Below are 19,236 nucleotides of genomic sequence, written 5' to 3'. Positions count from 1 at the left end.
TTTTCTTACTTTTCTCTTTTAAGCCATTTTAACGCATTTCTCAATTTTATAGGATTGCCATACATTAACGTAGCCATTCTGTATATCTTAGCACCACCCATTCCTGATAATACTGTTGATACTATTAAAATTAATGCAGATATTATGAATTCCATTGATGTAACAGTTCCTGTTGCAACTCTTACTATCATTGTCATTGGAGATGCAAAAGGTATATATGAACAAACCTTTATTAGTGTACTATCTCCATTAGTTAATCCATACATACTAATAAAGAATACTACCATAAATATCATCATTATAGGACCAACACTTGTTCCTATTTCTTCTGTTTTTGATACTAGAGCTCCTAATGCTCCAAATATGAATGAATAGAATAGGTAACCTAATATTCCAAATATAGCAAATGTAACTATTAATTCTGAAGGAATTTTAAATATATTATCTAACATTCCATTCCATGCTTCACTATTTACCTTATATGCAATAAGTGCTGATGACATTATTACTGCAACTTGTGCTATACTTGCTATTGCACCTGCAATAACTTTACCAAATATTAAATTATTCGTACTCGTGCTTGTAACTAATACTTCTATTGCTCTATTGCTTTTTTCTGCTGTTATCCCCATAGCAATTAATTGACCATACATTATAATCATCATATATATAATGAAAATCAATATATACGCATAAAAATAATTATTTGCACTATCTTTGCCTAGTATTTCAACATTGGAAGATATTTGAGTATTATAAATTGTATCTACCTTATTGAAATCTATTCCTTCACTAGTAATTTTATTTTCTCTATACTCTTTTTTCAAAAGTTCATCAAATATGTATTTATTTTCATCATTAAACTTAGTATTTTGAACAACATAATCATACTCAGTTAAACTTTTAATATTGAAACCTGCTTCTACATCTTGGTTTTCAACTAACTTATTTAATTCATCTTGATTTTTTACCACTTCCCAAGTTGAGTTTGGAAAATAAGCGTTTAACTTTTCTTTACTAGAAATAATATTCTTTTCATCATATATTGCAAACTTAGTTTTATCTTCTTCTGTAAACGCTTCTACTTTAGTTTCATTTTTATCTTGGCCTGGTAATATAGATGACATATCTATAAAGTTAGGTAATGATAAACCAATAATAGTTACTAATGCAATTATTACAGTGCTAATTATAAAAGATTTTTTTTGAAAATAATTCCCAAGCTCAAATTTTAATACAGTAAGAAATTTTTTCATTATTCTTCACCTACTTTCTTTACAAATATGTCTGTTAAGTCAGGTTCATATATAGAAAACTTTTCTATATCTATATTTTCTTTTAATATGTTTTCTAATAATTGATTTTTCGTTGCATTATTAAATAACTCTAATATTAAATAATCCTTTTTAACTTCATTTACAATTACTAAATCATTAAACTTCTCTTTGCATATAGATTCTAAATCATTTAATGTTAAGTTATTTGCACTTAATATTAATCTATTGTCACCAAATTCTTTTTTTATTTCTTTAAGATTTCCACTTAATACAATCTCACCCTTATTTACTATAGCTATTTCCTCACAAAATTCTTCAACATAACTCATTTGATGGCTAGAGAATATAACTAGTTTATTTTGACTTATTAATTCTCTGACAGTATCTTTAAGCATTTGTGCATTAACTGGGTCTAGCCCACTAAATGGTTCATCAAGTATAACTATTTCTGGATCACATACTAAGGTTTGTGCTAATTGGACCTTTTGCTGATTTCCTTTTGATAAACTATCTAATGTTCTATTTGCATATTCCTCTATACCTAACTTTTCAAGCCATATCTTTGTACTTTCTTTTGCCTTCTTAGTTGGTACGCCTCTTAACTGTGCCAAATAAACTATCTGTTCTGTAACTTTCTTCTTAGGGTATAAACCTCTCTCTTCTGGTAGATACCCTATTTGATAATCTCTTGGTTCAAACCTCTTTCCATTGATTAGAATTTCTCCTGAATCAGCTTTAAAAACATCCATTAATATACGAATTGTTGTAGTTTTTCCTGCTCCATTTCTTCCTAATAATCCAAGCGCCTTTCCGCTTTCAACTGAAAAAGATATTCCATGTAATACTTCATTTCCTGAAAAACTTTTTCTTAAACCCTTTACTTCTAACCTCATATTTTTCCCCTTTTTTTTAATTTATCTATTATATAGTACATTAACAACATTTATATTTCAACTATTTCACATCACATTCTTTTATCATACTACTTATTAGATTTATCAAATCATCTTCTAGTAAATCTAATGTTTTTCTATTCTAATAGCGTTATTAAAACATAGAATATCAATATAATCATTTTTTATGTCAAAATAATTGAGGTAAGTTTGTGCTTCACTAATATCTAACGTAAATAGGCTAGATAGAGTTTTTATAACTTCTATCTAGCCTTATAGTTTCATTACATTTATTTTTTAGGTCTTAAATCTGATTGACTTAAGTGTTTTCTTATAATGTATGATGTCCCATCTTTTTTAAATTCCGCTTCATATGAATATCCGTACTTCTCTATTTCATAAAAGTCTAGTATTTTAACAGCATCTCCAGCTTTTAAAGATATATTTTTAGTGTAAGTATCACTTCCATCTACATGTACCTTTATTCTTCTATCTTTAGCAAGGTATGCTATATCATTTATCTCAAATTCTCTTTTTATCATTTGTTCTCCTTAAATTTATGTCTTATCTACTTATTATACATATAAACTTATATAAAATCTATATAATCTATTTAGACTCACAAACTAATGACACCTATATTAAATAGATGTCATTAGTTTATTTTTTATTACCTTCTTTTTTCAAATTATATAAACTGTATATATTTATTAAAATAATAACTGCATTAGATATTGCAACAGGATATGCTTTTACATACATCCCATATACAACAAAGAAAAAGCATCCTAAAGAGTTTATTATTCTCAGCTTTATAATTGATGTCATCATTAATGATATTACAATTAATATAGATGCAGCATATCCGATCCATTCAACAGGATTAACACTAAACATAGTAAATTCTCCTTTTATATTTTTTTACATATCTAGTTTTGACAATTATAGCTATATTTTATTTATGTATTTATATACTAATATATGTTAATTTTTATAATAAATACGTATGGTATAAACTATAAAGTACTTTTAATAGTTAAATTAACAAAAAAGTGCCTCAAATAATGATAAAAATCATTTTGAGGCACTTTTAGTAATAATATATTATTTATACTAATCTATTTTTTAGTTATTAATTGTAAGTCTACAGGTATAAACTCATCAACTTTTTCTCCATTTAATAATTTTACTGCTGTTTCTACTCCTAAAGATCCTATTATATCTGGTTGTTGAGCTACTGTTGCTCCTAGTTTTCCTTCTTCAACTGCATTTACAGCATCATCTGTAGCATCAAATCCAACTACTATTACATCTTTCATATTTGCATCTTCTAAAGCTTTTTGAGCTCCTAGAGCCATTTCATCATTTTGTGCAAATACAGCTTTTATATCTTTGTTTCCTTGTAATATGTTTTCCATAACTGTTAAACCTTTTGTTCTATCAAAATCAGCTGATTGTCTTGATACAACATTAAGTTTACTTCCATTTATACCTTGCTTAAATCCTTCTCCTCTATCTCTTGCAGCTGACGAACCTGCTATTCCTTCAAGTTCCACTACATTACCTTCTTTACCTAATTTTTCAACTATATATTCTCCTGCTAATTTACCTCCAGCTATGTTATCAGATGCTATATGAGTTTCAACTTTACCTACATTTGATATTCTATCTAATGTTATAACTGGTGTTTTTAAATTATTTGCAACCTGTATTGCTGCAATTGCCGCATCTGAATCAACAGGATTTAATAAAACTATTGATGCACCTTTACTTGTCATATCTTCCATATTTGAAACTTCTTTAGCTGGATCGTTTTGAGAATCCATTATCATAAGTTCATATCCTAATTCCTTGGCCTTAGCTTCTGCTCCTTCTTTTAATTTAACGAAGAATGGATTATTAAGAGTTGATACTATTAAACCTATTTTAACTTCCTTTGAATTACTTGAAGAACATCCTGTTAGCATAGTTATACTTAATATCAATACCATTGACATACTTAATAATTTTTTCATATTACTTATCCCCTTTTCTATCTAAAAGAACAGCTATTAATATAACTATACCTTTAGCTATCATTTGGAAATATGATGATACATCTAATAAATTAAGTGCGTTACTTAATATTCCGATTATTAAAGCACCTATTATTGTTCCACTTATTTTCCCTTTACCACCAGTTAAGCTAGTTCCACCTAAAACTACTGCTGCTATTGCATCTAATTCATATCCAGTTCCTGCATTTGGTTGTGCTGAAAATAATCTAGATGTTATTATTATCCCTGCAAGTGCAGCTAGTACTCCACTTACAGTATAAGCAAATACTTTTATTTTATCTGTGTTAAGACCTGATAATTTAGTTGCTTCTTCATTTCCACCTAAAGCGTAAGTATATCTACCTACCTTAGTTTGATGAAGTATATAATAACAAACTATAAATACTACTATCATTATAAATGCTGGAGTAGGTATACCTAATATGCTGCCTCCACCAATTTTACCAAAAGCTAATGCTGCTTCATTAGTTCCTATAGTTATTGGTTTTCCATCTGTAAACACTAAAGTAGCTCCTCTAAGCACTGTCATACTTGCAAGTGTTGCTATAAATGGTTGTAGTTTTCCTTTACTTATTAACATTCCATTTATAAATCCAACTACACCACCTATTAATAAAGCTGCTATTATTGCTATTAATATATTTTGACCTGAAGCTAATAAATAAGCCGCTACTGCTCCACTAAATCCAAGTATAGAACCAACTGATAAATCTATTCCTCCCGTTAATATAACAAAAGTCATACCAGCTGCTATTACTGCATTTATAGATGTTTGTCTAAGCACATTTAAAATATTATTTACTGTTAAAAATGATGGACTAAATAAAGAAACTATAAATATAAGAACTAGTAGTCCAACAAGCGACTTATATTCTACAAGCAATTTTTTAAAGTTATTATTCTCTTTATTTTTAACTACTGAATTTTGCATAATTTTCCCTCCTAGTTATTTACAGCACTTTTTAGTATCATTTCTTGAGTTACATTTTCTCTATCAAATTCTCCTGTTAAATTACCTTCACTAAGTACTAATATTCTATCGCTCATACCTAATATTTCAGGCATCTCAGAAGATATCATAATAACTGCTTTACCTTCTTTTTTAAATTCATTTATAAGGTCATAGATTTCTTTTTTAGCTCCTACGTCTACTCCTCTTGTAGGTTCATCTAGTATTAATACTTCTGGTTTTGTCATTAAGGCTTTACCTATTGCTACCTTTTGCTGATTACCGCCACTTAGATTTTTTATTATTTGATTTTCACTTGGCGTTTTTATGTTCATTTTCTTTATATAACTTTTTACTTCTTCTAATTCTTTTGCTTTATTAACTCTAAATTTTGATGATACTTTGTCTAAAGAAGATATACTCATATTTTCTCTTACAGATAGCCCAAGTATTAATCCATCTCCTTTTCTATCTTCTGATACGTATGCAATTTTATTTTTAAGGCCATCTTTAGCCGACTTATTTTCGATTTTTCTTCCTTTTACGTAAATTTCTCCGCTTTCTTTTTTATAATATCCATATATTGTCTTTGCGAGTTCAGTTCTTTTTGCTCCCATAAGACCTGATATTCCTACTATTTCTCCACCTTTAACATTAAAACTTATATCATTTACATATTTATTTTTTAAATTTTTAACTTCAAGTATTACTTCACTCTTATCTACTTCTACCTTTGGAAATTGTTCTGTCAGCTTTCTTCCAACCATCATTTCTATCATCTTATCTTCATTAATATTGCAAACATTTTCCTGACCTGCATATTTTCCGTCTCTAAGTACAGTTATATAATCACAAAGTTCAAATATTTCTTTTAATCTATGTGATATATAAACTATTGATTTTCCTTCTTCTTTAAGCTCATTTATAACTTTAAATAAACTTTCTGTTTCTTTGTCCGTTAGTGCATCTGTTGGTTCATCCATTATTATTATTTTAGCATTTAAAGATAGTGCCTTTGCTATTTCAATCATTTGCTGTTGACCTATGCTTAAGTCTCCTAATAATTGCCTTGAACTACACTCTACATTTAATTTTTTTAAAATATTACCTGCATCTTCATGTAACTTAGGAAAGTTTATTCTTCCAAAAGAACCTCTAGGTTCTCTTCCTAAGAAGATATTTTCTCCTATAGTAAGGTCATTTATTAAGTTTAGCTCTTGATGTATTATAGCTATTCCCTTGTTTTGAGCATCTTTAGTTCCTTTTATATCTTCTAGCTTTCCTTTATAATAAATTTCTCCACCGTCTTTTTTATAAACACCACTTAATATTTTCATAAGTGTAGATTTACCTGCTCCATTTTCACCCATAAGCCCCATAATTTTACCTTCATAAATCTCTAGATTTACCCCATCTAATGCCTTAACTCCTGGGAATTCTTTTACAATACCTTTCATTTGCAATATTGGTTTTTGCATAATCTTCACTCCTTCTAGAATTTAGAACACTACACCAGATTTTAGTATTATATTTGCATATGGAGTATATTCTCCAGTTCTAATTATTGCTTTAGATGAAGTAGTCATTTCTTTAAACTCTTCATGAGAAACTATTGTTATTTTTGTATTTTCAAATCTTTTAACTATTTCTAAGTACAAATCATTACTTGCACTTATTAATTCTTTCGCTATTATAATCTCTTCAACACATAATTCAGTAAGTACTGTATCTAATGTATCTAAGAAAGTTGGTAATCCCTTTTTTAAGCTTAAGTCAATTCTTTTTACTCTACTGGGTATTGGAAGACCACTATCACATATTGTTATAGAATCTGTATGACCCATTTTAGAAATTTCATAAGATATTTCACTATTTATTAAAGTTGCTTTTTTCATATGCTATTCCCCCTTGAAATTTATAACATCTTCTATTTTTGGAAGTGATGTCTGTGCACCTTTTTTCATAACAGTTAAAGCCCCTACTTTTGATGCAAAGTCCATAGCTTTATCTATACTTTTATCCTTTGAAAATGCTACTGCTAATGCTCCTGTATAACTATCTCCTGCTGCTGTTGTATCTATTGCATTTACTTTATATGATTTTTTAAACTTAAATTCATCTTTGTTTATATAAAGGCTTCCTTTAGAACCTAGTGTTACTATAAGTTCTTTTACTCCTTTTTCTATCATAGTCCTAGCTGCTATTTTTATATCTTCTTCATTTTTTATACTTATCCCACTTAATATTTCAAGTTCTGTTTCATTAGGAGTTAGTAAATCAACATTTTTAATTATACTATCATCTAATTTAACTGCCGGTGCTGGATTAAGTATTGTATACTTTTCTAGCTCTTTTGCTTTTTGCAGTGAGTATCTTATAGTATCTATTGGGGTTTCAAGTTGAACTACTACTATATCGCTATTATTTATACCATCTATACATTTATCTATATCTTCTTTTAGAAGTTTAAAGTTTGCACCTGGTGCTACTACTATTGAGTTTTCAGCATTTTTATCTACTGTTATAATAGCAACACCTGATGAACAGTTTTCTTCTTTTATATAATCAGTCTTAACATTATCTTCTTTTAATTGGTTTAATAGTATTTTACCAAAACTATCATTACCTATTTTTCCAATCATGCATATATCTCCACCAAGTCTAGCTATAGCTACTGCTTGGTTAGCACCTTTTCCACCTGGAACTTCTCTAAAGCTACTTCCTATTAATGTTTGACCTTTCTTTGGCATTTCATCTACATTAACAACTAAGTCCATATTAAGACTTCCTATAACACATATCTTTTTCATATATGTCTCCCCTTTATATTAGATTAAAAATTTTATTCTATTGATTTTGTTGAGTTTCTTACTATAAGTTCTGGCTTAAATGTTATTGTGCCAACAGAATCTTTATCCTTATTTTTTAAATAATCTATAAGTATTTCACTAGCCTTTTCACCCATTTCATAAGCAGGTTGCCTTACAGTAGTAAGAGATGGGTCTATTAGTTTTGCGGTTTGAATATCGTCAAATCCTACTACACTTATATCATTTGGAACATTAAGTCCTCTTTCTCTTAATGCCTGTATAGCACCTATTGCCATCAAGTCATTGGCACAGCATATTGCAGTATAATTTATTTCTTTCATATTTTTTATAAATTCATATGACCATTCATACTTGTATTTACCTTCTACTATATAATCTTCATTTAAGTTTACATTGTTTTTTTCTAAAGCTCTTAAATATCCATTTAATCTATCTCTTGTTATATCATTTTTCAAAGGACCACTAAGATAAAGTATTTCTTTGTGGCCTTTATTTATAAGGTGTTTAGTAGCCTCATAAGTGCCATTTTTATTATCTACTTTTACTAATCCTTTTGAATTTGATATATCTAAATTTTTATCTACTAATACCATTGGTGTATTTAAATTTTTATATCTATCATCTTTATTTGATGTATTTGAAGATGGTGCAAATATTATTCCATCTACCATTTTTTCACATATCATTTCTATACACTCAACTTCTCTTTCATAATCTTCATCTGTACTACAAAATATTATATTGTAGCCTTCTTTACGAGCATAATCTTCTGCCCCTCTTGATATATCTGTAAAAAATGGGTTTCTAATATCTGGTATTAAAAGACCTATTGTTTTTGTTCTTTTAGTTACTAACCCTTGAGCAAGTTTATTTGGAACATAGTTTTGCTCTTTCATAATTTTTAATATTTTATCTTTAGTAGCTTTACTTATACTTTCATCTTTATTATTTATGACTTTTGAAACAGTTGTTTTTGATACACCTGCTAAGTTTGCGATATCTTTTATTGTTACTGACAATTTCATCTCTCCTCTTTTAAAGTAACCGGTTTAGGAAACCGTTTTACTTTACCGGTTACCTAAATAATATCATGGCTTTTAAATTAAATCAACAACTTTCAAAAAACGTTTTCTCGATTTTATTAATTTATAATATAAATTGCTTAATTTAAATCATCATAATAATCGTTTTAATATAAAAAAATATATTTATTTAATATTAGGCGTACATTTTTAATATGAAACACATAAGTTGTTGTATAGAGATACAAACCATGTTATTCTATTTAGATGGATATATTTTATTTATCAGAAAGGAGATTATATGACTAAAGACATGACTACTGGAAATCCAGTAAAACTTATTTTACTTTTTTCAATTCCTTTATTAATAGGGAATATTTTTCAGCAATTTTACAGTATGGTTGATACAATAATCGTAGGAAGGTTTCTTGGAGTAAAAGCACTTGCTGCAGTTGGTTCTACAGGTTCAATGACATTTTTAATAATTGGATTTGTTTTAGGGTTGGCTTCAGGATTTTCTGTTTTAGTTTCTCAGAAATTTGGTGCTAATGATGAAGAAGGGCTAAAAAAAGCTGTAGCTAGTTCAATTGTACTATCTACTGTTTTAGCAATTATTATTACTATTATAAGTGTATTTGCAGCTAAACCACTACTTCGTTTAATGAATACTCCAAATGATATTATAAATGATGCAGCAACTTATATTACAGTAATTTTTGCTGGAACTGCAGCAACATTTTTCTATAATATGATATCAGGTATTTTACGTGCCCTTGGAGATAGTAAAACGCCTTTATACTTTTTAATAGTTTCATCGATTCTAAATATAGTGCTAGACTTAGTATTTATCGTTAATTTTAAAATGGGAGTTTCTGGAGCTGCCTTTGCTACTGTTATATCGCAAGGAGTTTCAGGATTATTATGCTTTATATATACTGCAAAGAAATTCCCTATACTACATCTAAAAAAGGAGCACTTTAAGTTTGAAAATGAATATATTAAACAACATTTAAGAATAGGAGTTCCAATGGCTCTTCAATTTTCAATAACTGCTATTGGTGCAATAATATTACAAGGTGCTGTTAATGCATTTGGTTCAACTGTTGTTGCGGCTCATACTGCAGCTTCTAGAGTTGAACAACTTGTTATGCAACCTAGTGTTACATTTGGTGTTACTATGGCTACTTATTCAGCACAAAACCTTGGTGCAGGAAACATTGAACGTATTAAAGAAGGTGTTAAAAAATGTACTATAATTAACATAATTATAGGTATTGTTGCTGCATTTGTACTTATATTCTTTGGTGAAATGTTTATTAACATGTTTGTATCAGATGCTGACCCAAATGTTATAGCTTATGCTAAGAAATATCTTTCTACAGTGGCATTTTTCTTTATACCACTTAGTTTAATATTTATATACAGAAATACATTACAAGGAATGGGGCATACTTTTGTTCCTATGATGGCTGGTGTTGCTGAATTAGTTGCTAGAACTGTAGTTGCTTTTACACTACCTGCTTTAATAGGTTATACTGGTATTTGTTTAGCAGGTCCAATGGCTTGGATTGCTGCTGCTGTTCCTTTAATACTTGATTATTTAAAGAAAATAAATGCAATGTTAGATCCACAGGGAAGTTATTCTATTGGTGTATCTAAGGAAATTTAATAATATTTAAAATAAAAGCTCTTTTAATCTTAGGTTGATTAAAAGAGCTTTTAGCTTAAATGTAAGCATAAAAAAATAAAGTATATTTTATACTTAACGTTTTATATGTATTAATATTTTCATCTATTTTATTTATACTAAATCTACTTCTATTCCTCTTTCAGTTAAACTCCAATCATTTACTTTGTATTCATTGTATAAAGTTCCAATATCTGCTTTGATATATAACTTTAGCTCTAATTCTTTATTCTTTTCGTAAAATTTTTTACTAGATTCAAAGTTACCCATAGATATGTACGCCTTGCTATTTTTCCAGTCTACCTTATTTGAGTCATCGTCTTGATCAGTTCTCGAAGTTTCATTTACAAGTATTCTTACATCATCTTCTGTTACTATATACCATTTATTATATCTTTTAACGTTAACTATGTCTTCTTTTTTTAGTCCTCTTTTCAACACTTTCATACTTATACCTCCTATATTAATCTATATTTCAAATCTCTAATTTAAATATAAAACTAGCTCTTATATTTTTATTTAACACTTAATATATTTGCCATAATGGTATTAAAAAAAGACCATTCGGTCTTTTTCTAATCTATATTATAATATAGTTATGTTTTCAGCTTGAGGTCCTCTAGCACCTTCAACTATATTAAAGCTTACTTTTTGTCCTTCTTCTAATGATTTAAATCCATCAGTTTGTATAGCTGAGAAATGTGCGAATACATCATCTCCACCTTCTACTGATATAAATCCAAATCCTTTTTCGTTGTTAAACCATTTTACTGTTCCATTATTCATTTTAAAATTCTCCATACCTTTTATAAAAGGCTTTCTTTTTATTTACTACACTTATAAGTATACACCTTATTACTTTAAAAAGATACCTTTATTTTTAATTGTTTCTTAATGTATATATTAAAACATGCTTAAACACTGATATTCCAATGATTTAAATTAACTAACAAGTTTTTTATTATTCTACACTTCCAAGCATTAAATTAGTTAAACTTAAATCTTCTTTTATCTTCCACTTATCATCTGATTTTGTTAAGTTTATAGTTCCTTTTCTAGTTTCTACTGTAGCTGATTTAGTTTTTGCTAAGAATTCGCTATCTAAGTTTTCAACATCATTTTCTTGAACTTCAAACATTTTAGATAAACTTTCTTCAAATACTGCTAATGTGATCTTAGCAAAGTTTAATCCAGTTAATTCAACTTCTACACTAGCACTGTCTTTTTCAACTGATTCAGATAATACATCTACATTTATTTTAGAGAAATATATCTTCATAGCTTCAGCAATCTCAGTAGATTCTTCTTCATTTTCTTTGCCATCTGTATCATTATCTAATGAGTTCATGAATAATTCACTAACCTGTGCATTTGATCCTTTTTTTATTTCATCGAAATAATTATTTACAACATCAGTAGGAGTTTCACTTGAACATCCCACACTTACAAATACTGTAATCATAGCCATCATCATTAATTTTAATTTATTTTTCATTTATTTATCCTCCTATTCAGCTGGTATAAGCTTTATAGTAACATTACTTACTTTTAAGCTTTCACCATCTTTAAATACTATGTTTTTATATTCTTTTTGGTAAAACCCATCATCTGCGGGTCCCATTATTGCATTTATTCCACCCTTGAATATACTTCCTCCAGATACATTTCCTCCACCTGCAACAGCTACTATATCATATGTGCCTGAGTCAAAGTCTTTACCTGCTACGAAGTTTCCATTTTTTAATGTTTTTGTTCTTGCTTCTAATGCAGCTAATCTTTTTTCTTCAGCTATTCTTTCTTGCTCTTTCTTATTTTCTTCTTCTTTTTTAGCTACTTCTATTTTCATAGCTTCTTGTTCAGCACTACTCATATCGAAGTATGGTTTAGCTTCTTGAACTTTGATTTCTAACTCTGATACTTTAGCATTTGCAGTTTCTAATTCTTTAGATTTATTTTCTAATTGAGACTTAACTTCGTTATGTTCTTCTTCATCTATTCCGATAGATGATCCTCCCATAATCCCTAATGAAAATGATACTATAATTGCTATAATCACTTTTTTATTCCTTTTAAAAAAACTCTGCTCAATATCCTCCTTAACATAATTCATCTCATAATCATTCTTACGATAGCTCATATTAAATGCCTCCCTCAACTTTTATCCTTAAGTAATATATCATAATCATTTTGTAATATTTTGTCGAAACTTGCGTATTTTTAGTATTTTTTATTTAATTTAAAATATTTTTAATATAAAATGGTATATATTGTTATTTTTCTACATTTTATTCCATATTTTTACATTTAATCTTCTTGTATACAAAAAATACCCTAGCATTTATATATTATAAACACTAGGGTACATTTTTTTATAAATCCATTACCATACTTATAAGTTTATTGTTTCTTTTTATAAACTCATCTAGTTCTTTTGAATCTAATTCTTTATTTGAAAGTAGGGCTATATCTACTATTTGATTACATATTAAAGATAATTGTTCTTTTTTACTTTCATCATCTTTTAAATCAACTAACTTTTTAACTATTGGACTATTATTATTTATAACTAAAGTCTTTTCTTCTTCAAAATTCATCCCAAAATCCATTCCTGCAAATTGTGATTTCATTTCAGCCATTCTTCTTGATTCTTCTGATACTAATATTATAGCTGTAGTATCTTCACTCTTTAAGCTCTCTACTGAGTAATTTTTTACTTTATCACTAACTAAATTTTTAAATAGATTTTCTATAACAGTTTTTTCTTCTTTATTTTCATCTTCATTTTTATCTTTTAATACATCTGATAAATCTGCATCTATTCTTTTAAACTTAACTTGTGGATTTTTATATTCAATAAATGATATAAAGTGATTATCTATACTAGTATCTAAAGTTATTGCATCTAACCCATAATCTTTAAATAATTTTATATATTGAGATTGTTGATTTTTATCACTTATATAAAATACTTTGTTTTCATGCTTTTCCCTACAGCTTTCTAGATACTCATTAAGTGTTAAGTATTTATCATCAATATTTTTAAATAATATAATATCTTTTATTCTATCGTAGAATCCTTCATCTTTTAAGCATCCAAACTTTATAAATACTTGTATATCATCCCAGAATTTTTCATAGTTTTCTTTTTCATTTTTGTATAATGATTTTAGTTTATCTGAAACTTTCTTAACTATATGCTTAGATATTTTGCTTACATCTTTATCATTTTGTAAGAAGCTTCTAGATACATTTAAAGGTAAATCTGGGCAATCTATTACACCTTTAAGCAGTAATAAAAACTCTGGTATAACTTCCTTTATATTATCTGCAACAAACACTTGATTGTTGTATAATTTCACTTTACCTTCTATAAGTTCAAACTCATTTTTTAATTTAGGGAAGTATAATATTCCCTTTAAGTTAAATGGATAATCAACGTTTAAGTGTATCCAGAATAATGGTTCGTCAAATGTTTTAAATACTTTTCTGTAAAACTCTTTGTATTCCTCATCTGTACAATCCTTTGGTGATTTTGTCCATAAAGGCTTTGTATCATTTATAGGTTTTAAATCCTCTTCTTCTTTCCCACTAACTTTTAAGTATATATCAACTGGTAAGAATGAACAGTACTTGTCAATTATACTTCTTACAGTATACTCTTCTAAAAATTCCTTACTATCATCATCTAAGTATAGTGTTATCGTTGTACCTCTTGTAGTTTTAGTATCACTGTGACTTATTTCATATTCTGTTTGTCCTTCACTTATCCATCTTACAGCCTCAGCATTTTCTTTATATGATAATGTATCTATTTGAACTTTTTTAGATACCATAAATGCTGAATAGAAACCTAATCCAAAGTGACCTATTATATCATTTTCTTCACTTATTTTTTCTTTGTACTTATTTACAAAATCTTCAGCTCCAGAAAAAGCAACTTGATTTATATACTTTTCTACTTCTTCCTCAGTCATACCTATACCATTGTCTTCAAATATAAGTGTTTGATTTTCTTTATCTATAACTACATTTATTTTGTAGTCATTATCTTTATTGTCTGATATTTCCCCTAAAGAAATTAATTTTTTGTGCTTGTTTATTGCATCGCATCCATTACTTATAAGCTCTCTTAAAAATATGTCTTTGTCAGAGTATAACCATTTCTTTATTATAGGGAATATGTTCTCTGTATGTATTGATATATTGCCTTTTTTATTTTCCATTTTATCTCCTCCTAAGTTTATTTTTAATAAATTTTTTCTATATTTATTATTTTAATCATTTTATTAGCACTGTCAAGTATCGAGTGCTAATTTTTTATAAGAATTTGAATTTGACAACTAAAATCATCTGTATTGAATATATCATTAAATATTTCTGTCTCAATTATATTTTCAACTTTTATATTATTTTCTTTTATATAATCTAGTAACTCTTTTCTTTTTTCATCAATATTTTCTTTATTATAAATTAATGTAATATAATCGCCACTTGGCAATGTCTTTATATTACTTTTATCTTTTATTTTACTAATATCTTTTACTACATCAAATACATACTGTGGCTCTACTTCTTCTGATGAGTTTAATTTATATATTATACCTCTATTTATAGATGTTTCTATATTATAATCACTAATAATTTTATCTAAATCTGAATAATATATTAACTCATTTAAGTTGCCCGCCTCTTCACATTTTATTGCAACTATATGACGCTTATTAAAATACTTAATTTTTATATCACTTTCTTTTATAATCTCTTTTGAATCTTTTATAGTTAAGCTTAAATCATCAATATGTTTAATTATATTTTCCATTTTACATATATTATCTTTTGCCTCTTGTTTTTTAAGCTGTAAAAACTCTAATAACTTATCAGTATCACACTCTTTGAATATCTCTTGTAATTCTGATATGCTTGTACCTAATTCTCTACAACCTTTTATAATATCTATAGAAATAAATTGATCAATTGTATAGTACCTGTATCCACTATTTTCATCTATATACTTTGGAATAAGGATTCCTACCTTATGATAATATCTCAGTGCCTTTATAGTTATATCTTTGATTTTAGAAACCTCACCAATAGAAAATATATTCTTAATATTAATCACATCCTATATTTTATTTTTTTATTGACTCTCCCCTTAGAGCACACTTTACATTTATTATAAGGTATTTAAATATAGTTTTGAAGGAGAAAAATATTATGAGTCAAGTTGTTTACAGAGAAATATTAAAAGAAGATTATAATTGCATGAAAGAATTTATAGGTAATGCATTTGGATTTGATAAATTTATTGAAGATAAGAATTTATTAGATGTTGTGTTAGGTAGTTATCTACAAAATTGTATTTTAGAAAGCTCCTTTAGTAAGATATGTGAAAAGGATAGTAAAGTTATTGGATTTATCTTAGGTGGTGCTAAATCTGATAAAAATAATTTAAAATGTGACTCTAAGGATTTATTTGATAATGCTGATGATGTAGATTTAATTTTATCTGATTATAAAAATATAAAGGAATTAAATGAGTTTTCAAAAGTTATATCTGCTTATAAAGAGCTTATAGATGGGTTTGAAGATGAATTTCAAGGATGCATTAATTTATTTATTGTAAGTAAAGAAAGCAGAGGTCTTGGTGTAGGAAAGACTTTGGTTAAATATTTAAATGAGTATATGAAAAGTATGGATGTTAAGTCTTTATATTTATATACTGATGATAGATGTAATTATGGATTTTATGATAGTCAAGGATATAAATTGGTTAATGAAAAAGCTGTGTATCTTGATAATATAAAAAGCCATCTTAATGTGTTTTTATATAGATATGACTTTTAATATATTAGTGATAAAAAATTCGCTTTGCTTTAGCCACTGCGTGGGCGCTGCACTTCATGTCTCCAACGACCTACAAATCAGGTCCGTTGCTCAAGCTTATCGGTTGGAAATTATATTTATCCACAAACCGGATAAAATATAATTTCCTTCAATATAAAAATAGGAGTTAATTAACTCCTATTTTTATCACTAAATTTAATACTTAACCTAATTGCATTATAAATTGTAAATTTTCACTTGGACAACTTCCAGGATTATAATCTTTCTTGAATTTGCGTAAGCCTTATTTAGAAATGTTTTTTTCCATAACCTCATTTAATAATTGCTCATCAACTATATATGGAAGAGTTATATGGTCTTTACCTTCGCACATTTTGTTGTATTCTATAACTGTACTTATAGAATTTTCATTTCTTGCCCATGCACGTCTTGCAACTCCATTCATCACATCCCATGGCATAGAAGTTCTTAGTATATCATCTACTCTTTGAGAGCCATCTAGTACCATACCAAAGCCTCCATTGATAGATTTCCCTATACCAACTCCTCCACCATTATGAAGAGCTACTAAACTCATTCCTCTTGCACAGTTACCTGCAAAACAGTGAGTAGCCATATCAGCCATTATATTACTTCCATCTTTAATATTTGATGTTTCTCTAAATGGAGAATCTGTACCTGAAACATCATGGTGGTCTCTTCCTAGCATTACTGGACCTATTTCACCTTTTCTTACCATATCGTTAAATTTAAGAGCTATATTTGTTCTTCCCATTGCATCTTGATAAAGTATTCTTGCTTGAGTTCCAACTACTAAAGCATTTTTCTTTGCATCTCTTATCCATGCCCAGTTGTCTCTATCTTGATATCTTCTATTCGGGTCTATTATCTCCATTGCTGCTTTATCTGTTTTTTCTAAATCTTCTTCTTTTCCTGATAAGCAAACCCATCTAAATGGTCCATATCCATAGTCAAATAATTGTGGTCCTAATATATCTTCAACATACGATGGGAATATAAATCCATCCTTTTCATCTACACCATTTTTAGATATTTCCATACATCCTGCATCGTATACTGCCTTCATAAAGCTGTTTCCATAATCAAAGAAGTAAACACCTCTATTGTGTAATTCTTTGATTAAGTCAAAGTGCTTAATTAAAGTTTTATCTACTAATTTTATAAATTCATCTTTGTTTTCTGATAATAATCTAGTTCTTTCTTCAAAGTTAATTCCTTGAGGGCAATATCCTCCATCGTAAACTGCATGGCATGATGTTTGATCTGATAATAAATCTATATGAACATTATTTTCTACTGCATAATCTAGTAAGTCTACAATATTACCATGGTATGCTATTGCACAAGGTTCTCCCTTTTTAACATATTCTTTAGCTAATGCATAAGCTTCTTCAGAAGTTCTAGCTACCTCACTTACCCATCCTTGAGAATGTCTAGTTTCTATTCTTGAATAATCAACTTCAGCTATTATACCAACTGCACCTGCTATTTCTGCCGCTTTTCCTTGAGCACCACTCATTCCACCTAGTCCTGATGTTACAAATAATTTTCCTTTAAGTCTGAGTGTTGGTCAACTCCAAGAACTAATCTTCCTGCATTTAATAATGTTGAATAAGTACCATGAACTATACCTTGAGGTCCTATGTACATCCATCCACCAGCAGTCATTTGACCATAGTTAGATACACCTATTGCAGCTGCCCTTTTCCAATCTTCTAAATTATCAAACATTCCTATCATTAATCCATTTGTTATTATTACTCTTGGTGCATCAGGCTTTGATTTAAATAATCCTAGTGGATGGCCAGATTGTATAACTAAAGTTTGATCTTCTGTTAGTACTTTTAAATATTCTTTTACTACTATATATTGCATCCAGTTTTGGAATACTTGCCCTGTTTCACCGTATGTAACAAGTTCATAAGGATATAGCGCTATATCAAAATCTAAATTGTTATCAATCATTGTTTGGAAAGCTTTACCCTCTGTACATCTACCTTCATATTCTTCGAAATTTTTTCCTTTTAAATTTCCTTCTGGTCTAAATCTATATCCGTATATTCTTCCCATAGTCATTAATTCTTCTAAAAATTCTGGAGCTAATTCCTCATGGTATTCCTCTGGTATGTATCTTAAAGCATTTTTTAAAGCTAGTTTTATATCACTTTCTGATAATTTTGCATCCCTTTTAGGTGCTCTTCTTATTCCTTCTATAAATTTTGGTACTTCTTTTGGAATATGAGTTATTTTAATGCTCATTGATTCCTTAATATCTTTGTTTATTTTATTTAATACCATCTCCATAATAAAATCCCCCTAATTTTATATTTTACATTCAACTAATACATCTTTTATATAAGCAACATTCATGCCAGATTCCGTTTTTTAATTTATATATAATATGGGCCGCTCGATGATTAATTATATAAGCTTTCTTCCAGGCATTCGCAAAATTCGCTTTGCTCATAGAGCCGACACAGTCGCTTAAATATCGGTGCAACTTATACAATCCCCCTCTTCGCTCATGTTATATATATATAGAAATTAAAAATACTCCATAAGTAAAAAAAATAATACATTAATAAAAAAAAGCAATATATAAGAGCGTAAAAAAAGGATAAATTTTATACAGTTATGTATAAATTTTATCCTTTT

General features: G+C 28.1%; 18 protein-coding genes and 1 pseudogene. 2 read left to right on the top strand and 17 right to left on the bottom strand.

The window, feature by feature from the left end; translation table 11 throughout:
* Positions 1–5 precede the first annotated feature (5 nt).
* From BN899_RS05250 to BN899_RS05205, 10 genes are all read right to left on the bottom strand, one after another.
* Positions 6–1,256 (bottom strand): ABC transporter permease, encoded by a 1,251-nt coding sequence (locus tag BN899_RS05250; protein WP_042273488.1) that lies wholly within the window; start codon positions 1,254–1,256, stop codon positions 6–8.
* Positions 1,256–2,170 carry an ABC transporter ATP-binding protein gene (locus BN899_RS05245; protein ID WP_042273487.1) on the bottom strand — a complete coding sequence of 305 codons (915 nt, stop codon included), beginning with the start codon at positions 2,168–2,170 and terminating at the stop codon, positions 1,256–1,258. Before BN899_RS05245 ends, BN899_RS05250 begins: the two co-directional genes overlap by 1 nt.
* Positions 2,171–2,460: 290 nt before the next feature.
* Complete coding sequence (locus BN899_RS05240) at positions 2,461–2,712, bottom strand: RING finger protein (protein WP_042273486.1); 252 nt, start codon at positions 2,710–2,712, stop codon at positions 2,461–2,463.
* Positions 2,713–2,830: 118 nt separating this feature from the next.
* Positions 2,831–3,067 (bottom strand): YgjV family protein, encoded by a 237-nt coding sequence (locus BN899_RS05235; protein WP_042273484.1) that lies wholly within the window; start codon positions 3,065–3,067, stop codon positions 2,831–2,833.
* A gap of 221 nt (positions 3,068–3,288) precedes the next feature.
* Positions 3,289–4,185, bottom strand: a complete 897-nt coding sequence (gene rbsB / locus BN899_RS05230) for a ribose ABC transporter substrate-binding protein RbsB (RefSeq protein ID WP_042273483.1) — start codon at positions 4,183–4,185, stop codon at positions 3,289–3,291.
* Between the two features lies 1 nt (position 4,186).
* Complete coding sequence (rbsC, locus tag BN899_RS05225; protein WP_042273482.1) at positions 4,187–5,158, bottom strand: ribose ABC transporter permease; 972 nt, start codon at positions 5,156–5,158, stop codon at positions 4,187–4,189.
* Positions 5,159–5,169: 11 nt separating this feature from the next.
* Positions 5,170–6,654: a ribose ABC transporter ATP-binding protein RbsA gene (gene rbsA, locus BN899_RS05220; protein ID WP_042273481.1), complete on the bottom strand. Its 1,485-nt coding sequence runs from the start codon at positions 6,652–6,654 to the stop codon at positions 5,170–5,172.
* A gap of 21 nt (positions 6,655–6,675) precedes the next feature.
* Complete coding sequence (rbsD, locus tag BN899_RS05215) at positions 6,676–7,071, bottom strand: D-ribose pyranase (protein ID WP_042273480.1); 396 nt, start codon at positions 7,069–7,071, stop codon at positions 6,676–6,678.
* 3 nt (positions 7,072–7,074) lie between these two features.
* On the bottom strand, positions 7,075–7,986 hold the full coding sequence (rbsK, locus tag BN899_RS05210) for a ribokinase (protein ID WP_042273479.1): 912 nt from the start codon (positions 7,984–7,986) through the stop codon (positions 7,075–7,077).
* A 32-nt stretch (positions 7,987–8,018) separates the two neighbouring features.
* Positions 8,019–9,032, bottom strand: coding sequence for a LacI family DNA-binding transcriptional regulator (locus tag BN899_RS05205; protein WP_242824085.1), 1,014 nt, complete (start codon positions 9,030–9,032; stop codon positions 8,019–8,021).
* A 298-nt stretch (positions 9,033–9,330) separates the two neighbouring features.
* Here BN899_RS05205 and BN899_RS05200 point away from each other — a divergent pair, with 298 nt between their 5' ends.
* Positions 9,331–10,698 (top strand): MATE family efflux transporter, encoded by a 1,368-nt coding sequence (locus tag BN899_RS05200; protein ID WP_042273477.1) that lies wholly within the window; start codon positions 9,331–9,333, stop codon positions 10,696–10,698.
* Positions 10,699–10,830: 132 nt separating this feature from the next.
* On the opposite strand, the gene BN899_RS05195 is transcribed toward BN899_RS05200, so the two are convergent.
* The 6 genes from BN899_RS05195 to BN899_RS05170 all read right to left on the bottom strand — a co-directional run bounded on the left by BN899_RS05195 (position 10,831) and on the right by BN899_RS05170 (position 15,835).
* Positions 10,831–11,163: a hypothetical protein gene (locus tag BN899_RS05195; RefSeq protein ID WP_042273476.1), complete on the bottom strand. Its 333-nt coding sequence runs from the start codon at positions 11,161–11,163 to the stop codon at positions 10,831–10,833.
* A 138-nt stretch (positions 11,164–11,301) separates the two neighbouring features.
* The gene (locus tag BN899_RS05190; RefSeq protein ID WP_042273475.1) at positions 11,302–11,502 is read right to left on the bottom strand and encodes a cold-shock protein; all 201 of its coding nucleotides are present in this window, start codon (positions 11,500–11,502) and stop codon (positions 11,302–11,304) included.
* A gap of 175 nt (positions 11,503–11,677) precedes the next feature.
* Positions 11,678–12,211 (bottom strand): DUF4878 domain-containing protein, encoded by a 534-nt coding sequence (locus tag BN899_RS05185; protein WP_042273474.1) that lies wholly within the window; start codon positions 12,209–12,211, stop codon positions 11,678–11,680.
* Between the two features lie 12 nt (positions 12,212–12,223).
* Complete coding sequence (locus tag BN899_RS05180; RefSeq protein WP_042273473.1) at positions 12,224–12,853, bottom strand: hypothetical protein; 630 nt, start codon at positions 12,851–12,853, stop codon at positions 12,224–12,226.
* Between the two features lie 232 nt (positions 12,854–13,085).
* Positions 13,086–14,939, bottom strand: coding sequence for a molecular chaperone HtpG (gene htpG, locus BN899_RS05175; RefSeq protein ID WP_042273472.1), 1,854 nt, complete (start codon positions 14,937–14,939; stop codon positions 13,086–13,088).
* Between the two features lie 86 nt (positions 14,940–15,025).
* A complete protein-coding gene (locus BN899_RS05170; protein WP_242824084.1) occupies positions 15,026–15,835 on the bottom strand; it encodes a MerR family transcriptional regulator in 810 nt (269 codons plus the stop codon).
* Between the two features lie 95 nt (positions 15,836–15,930).
* On the opposite strand from BN899_RS05170, the gene BN899_RS05165 reads away from it, so the two are divergent.
* Entirely contained in the window at positions 15,931–16,560 is a 630-nt protein-coding gene (locus BN899_RS05165; protein WP_042273471.1) for a GNAT family N-acetyltransferase, read from the top strand.
* 283 nt (positions 16,561–16,843) lie between these two features.
* Here BN899_RS05165 and BN899_RS20765 read toward each other — a convergent pair.
* A pseudogene (locus tag BN899_RS20765) lies at positions 16,844–18,885 on the bottom strand (urocanate hydratase).
* Positions 18,886–19,236 lie beyond the last annotated feature (351 nt).

The sequence above is a fragment of the Faecalimicrobium dakarense genome, from assembly GCF_000499525.1.
GTDB lineage: Bacteria > Bacillota > Clostridia > Peptostreptococcales > Peptostreptococcaceae > Faecalimicrobium > Faecalimicrobium dakarense.
Note: the sequence above shows the minus strand (reverse complement) of the source record. Positions and strands in the feature narration are given on the sequence as shown.

Coding starts and splice junctions, on each gene's coding strand:
- rbsC (WP_042273482.1), bottom strand. CDS start 5,158: ATGCAAAATTCAGTAGTTAAAAATAAAGAGAATAATAACTTTAAAAAA.
- rbsA (WP_042273481.1), bottom strand. CDS start 6,654: ATGCAAAAACCAATATTGCAAATGAAAGGTATTGTAAAAGAATTCCCA.
- BN899_RS05200 (WP_042273477.1), top strand. CDS start 9,331: ATGACTAAAGACATGACTACTGGAAATCCAGTAAAACTTATTTTACTT.
- BN899_RS05190 (WP_042273475.1), bottom strand. CDS start 11,502: ATGAATAATGGAACAGTAAAATGGTTTAACAACGAAAAAGGATTTGGA.
- BN899_RS05245 (WP_042273487.1), bottom strand. CDS start 2,170: ATGAGGTTAGAAGTAAAGGGTTTAAGAAAAAGTTTTTCAGGAAATGAA.
- BN899_RS05205 (WP_242824085.1), bottom strand. CDS start 9,032: ATGAAATTGTCAGTAACAATAAAAGATATCGCAAACTTAGCAGGTGTA.
- rbsB (WP_042273483.1), bottom strand. CDS start 4,185: ATGAAAAAATTATTAAGTATGTCAATGGTATTGATATTAAGTATAACT.
- rbsD (WP_042273480.1), bottom strand. CDS start 7,071: ATGAAAAAAGCAACTTTAATAAATAGTGAAATATCTTATGAAATTTCT.
- BN899_RS05235 (WP_042273484.1), bottom strand. CDS start 3,067: ATGTTTAGTGTTAATCCTGTTGAATGGATCGGATATGCTGCATCTATA.
- htpG (WP_042273472.1), bottom strand. CDS start 14,939: ATGGAAAATAAAAAAGGCAATATATCAATACATACAGAGAACATATTC.
- BN899_RS05250 (WP_042273488.1), bottom strand. CDS start 1,256: ATGAAAAAATTTCTTACTGTATTAAAATTTGAGCTTGGGAATTATTTT.
- BN899_RS05165 (WP_042273471.1), top strand. CDS start 15,931: ATGAGTCAAGTTGTTTACAGAGAAATATTAAAAGAAGATTATAATTGC.
- rbsK (WP_042273479.1), bottom strand. CDS start 7,986: ATGAAAAAGATATGTGTTATAGGAAGTCTTAATATGGACTTAGTTGTT.
- BN899_RS05185 (WP_042273474.1), bottom strand. CDS start 12,211: ATGAAAAATAAATTAAAATTAATGATGATGGCTATGATTACAGTATTT.
- BN899_RS05180 (WP_042273473.1), bottom strand. CDS start 12,853: ATGAGCTATCGTAAGAATGATTATGAGATGAATTATGTTAAGGAGGAT.
- BN899_RS05195 (WP_042273476.1), bottom strand. CDS start 11,163: ATGAAAGTGTTGAAAAGAGGACTAAAAAAAGAAGACATAGTTAACGTT.
- BN899_RS05240 (WP_042273486.1), bottom strand. CDS start 2,712: ATGATAAAAAGAGAATTTGAGATAAATGATATAGCATACCTTGCTAAA.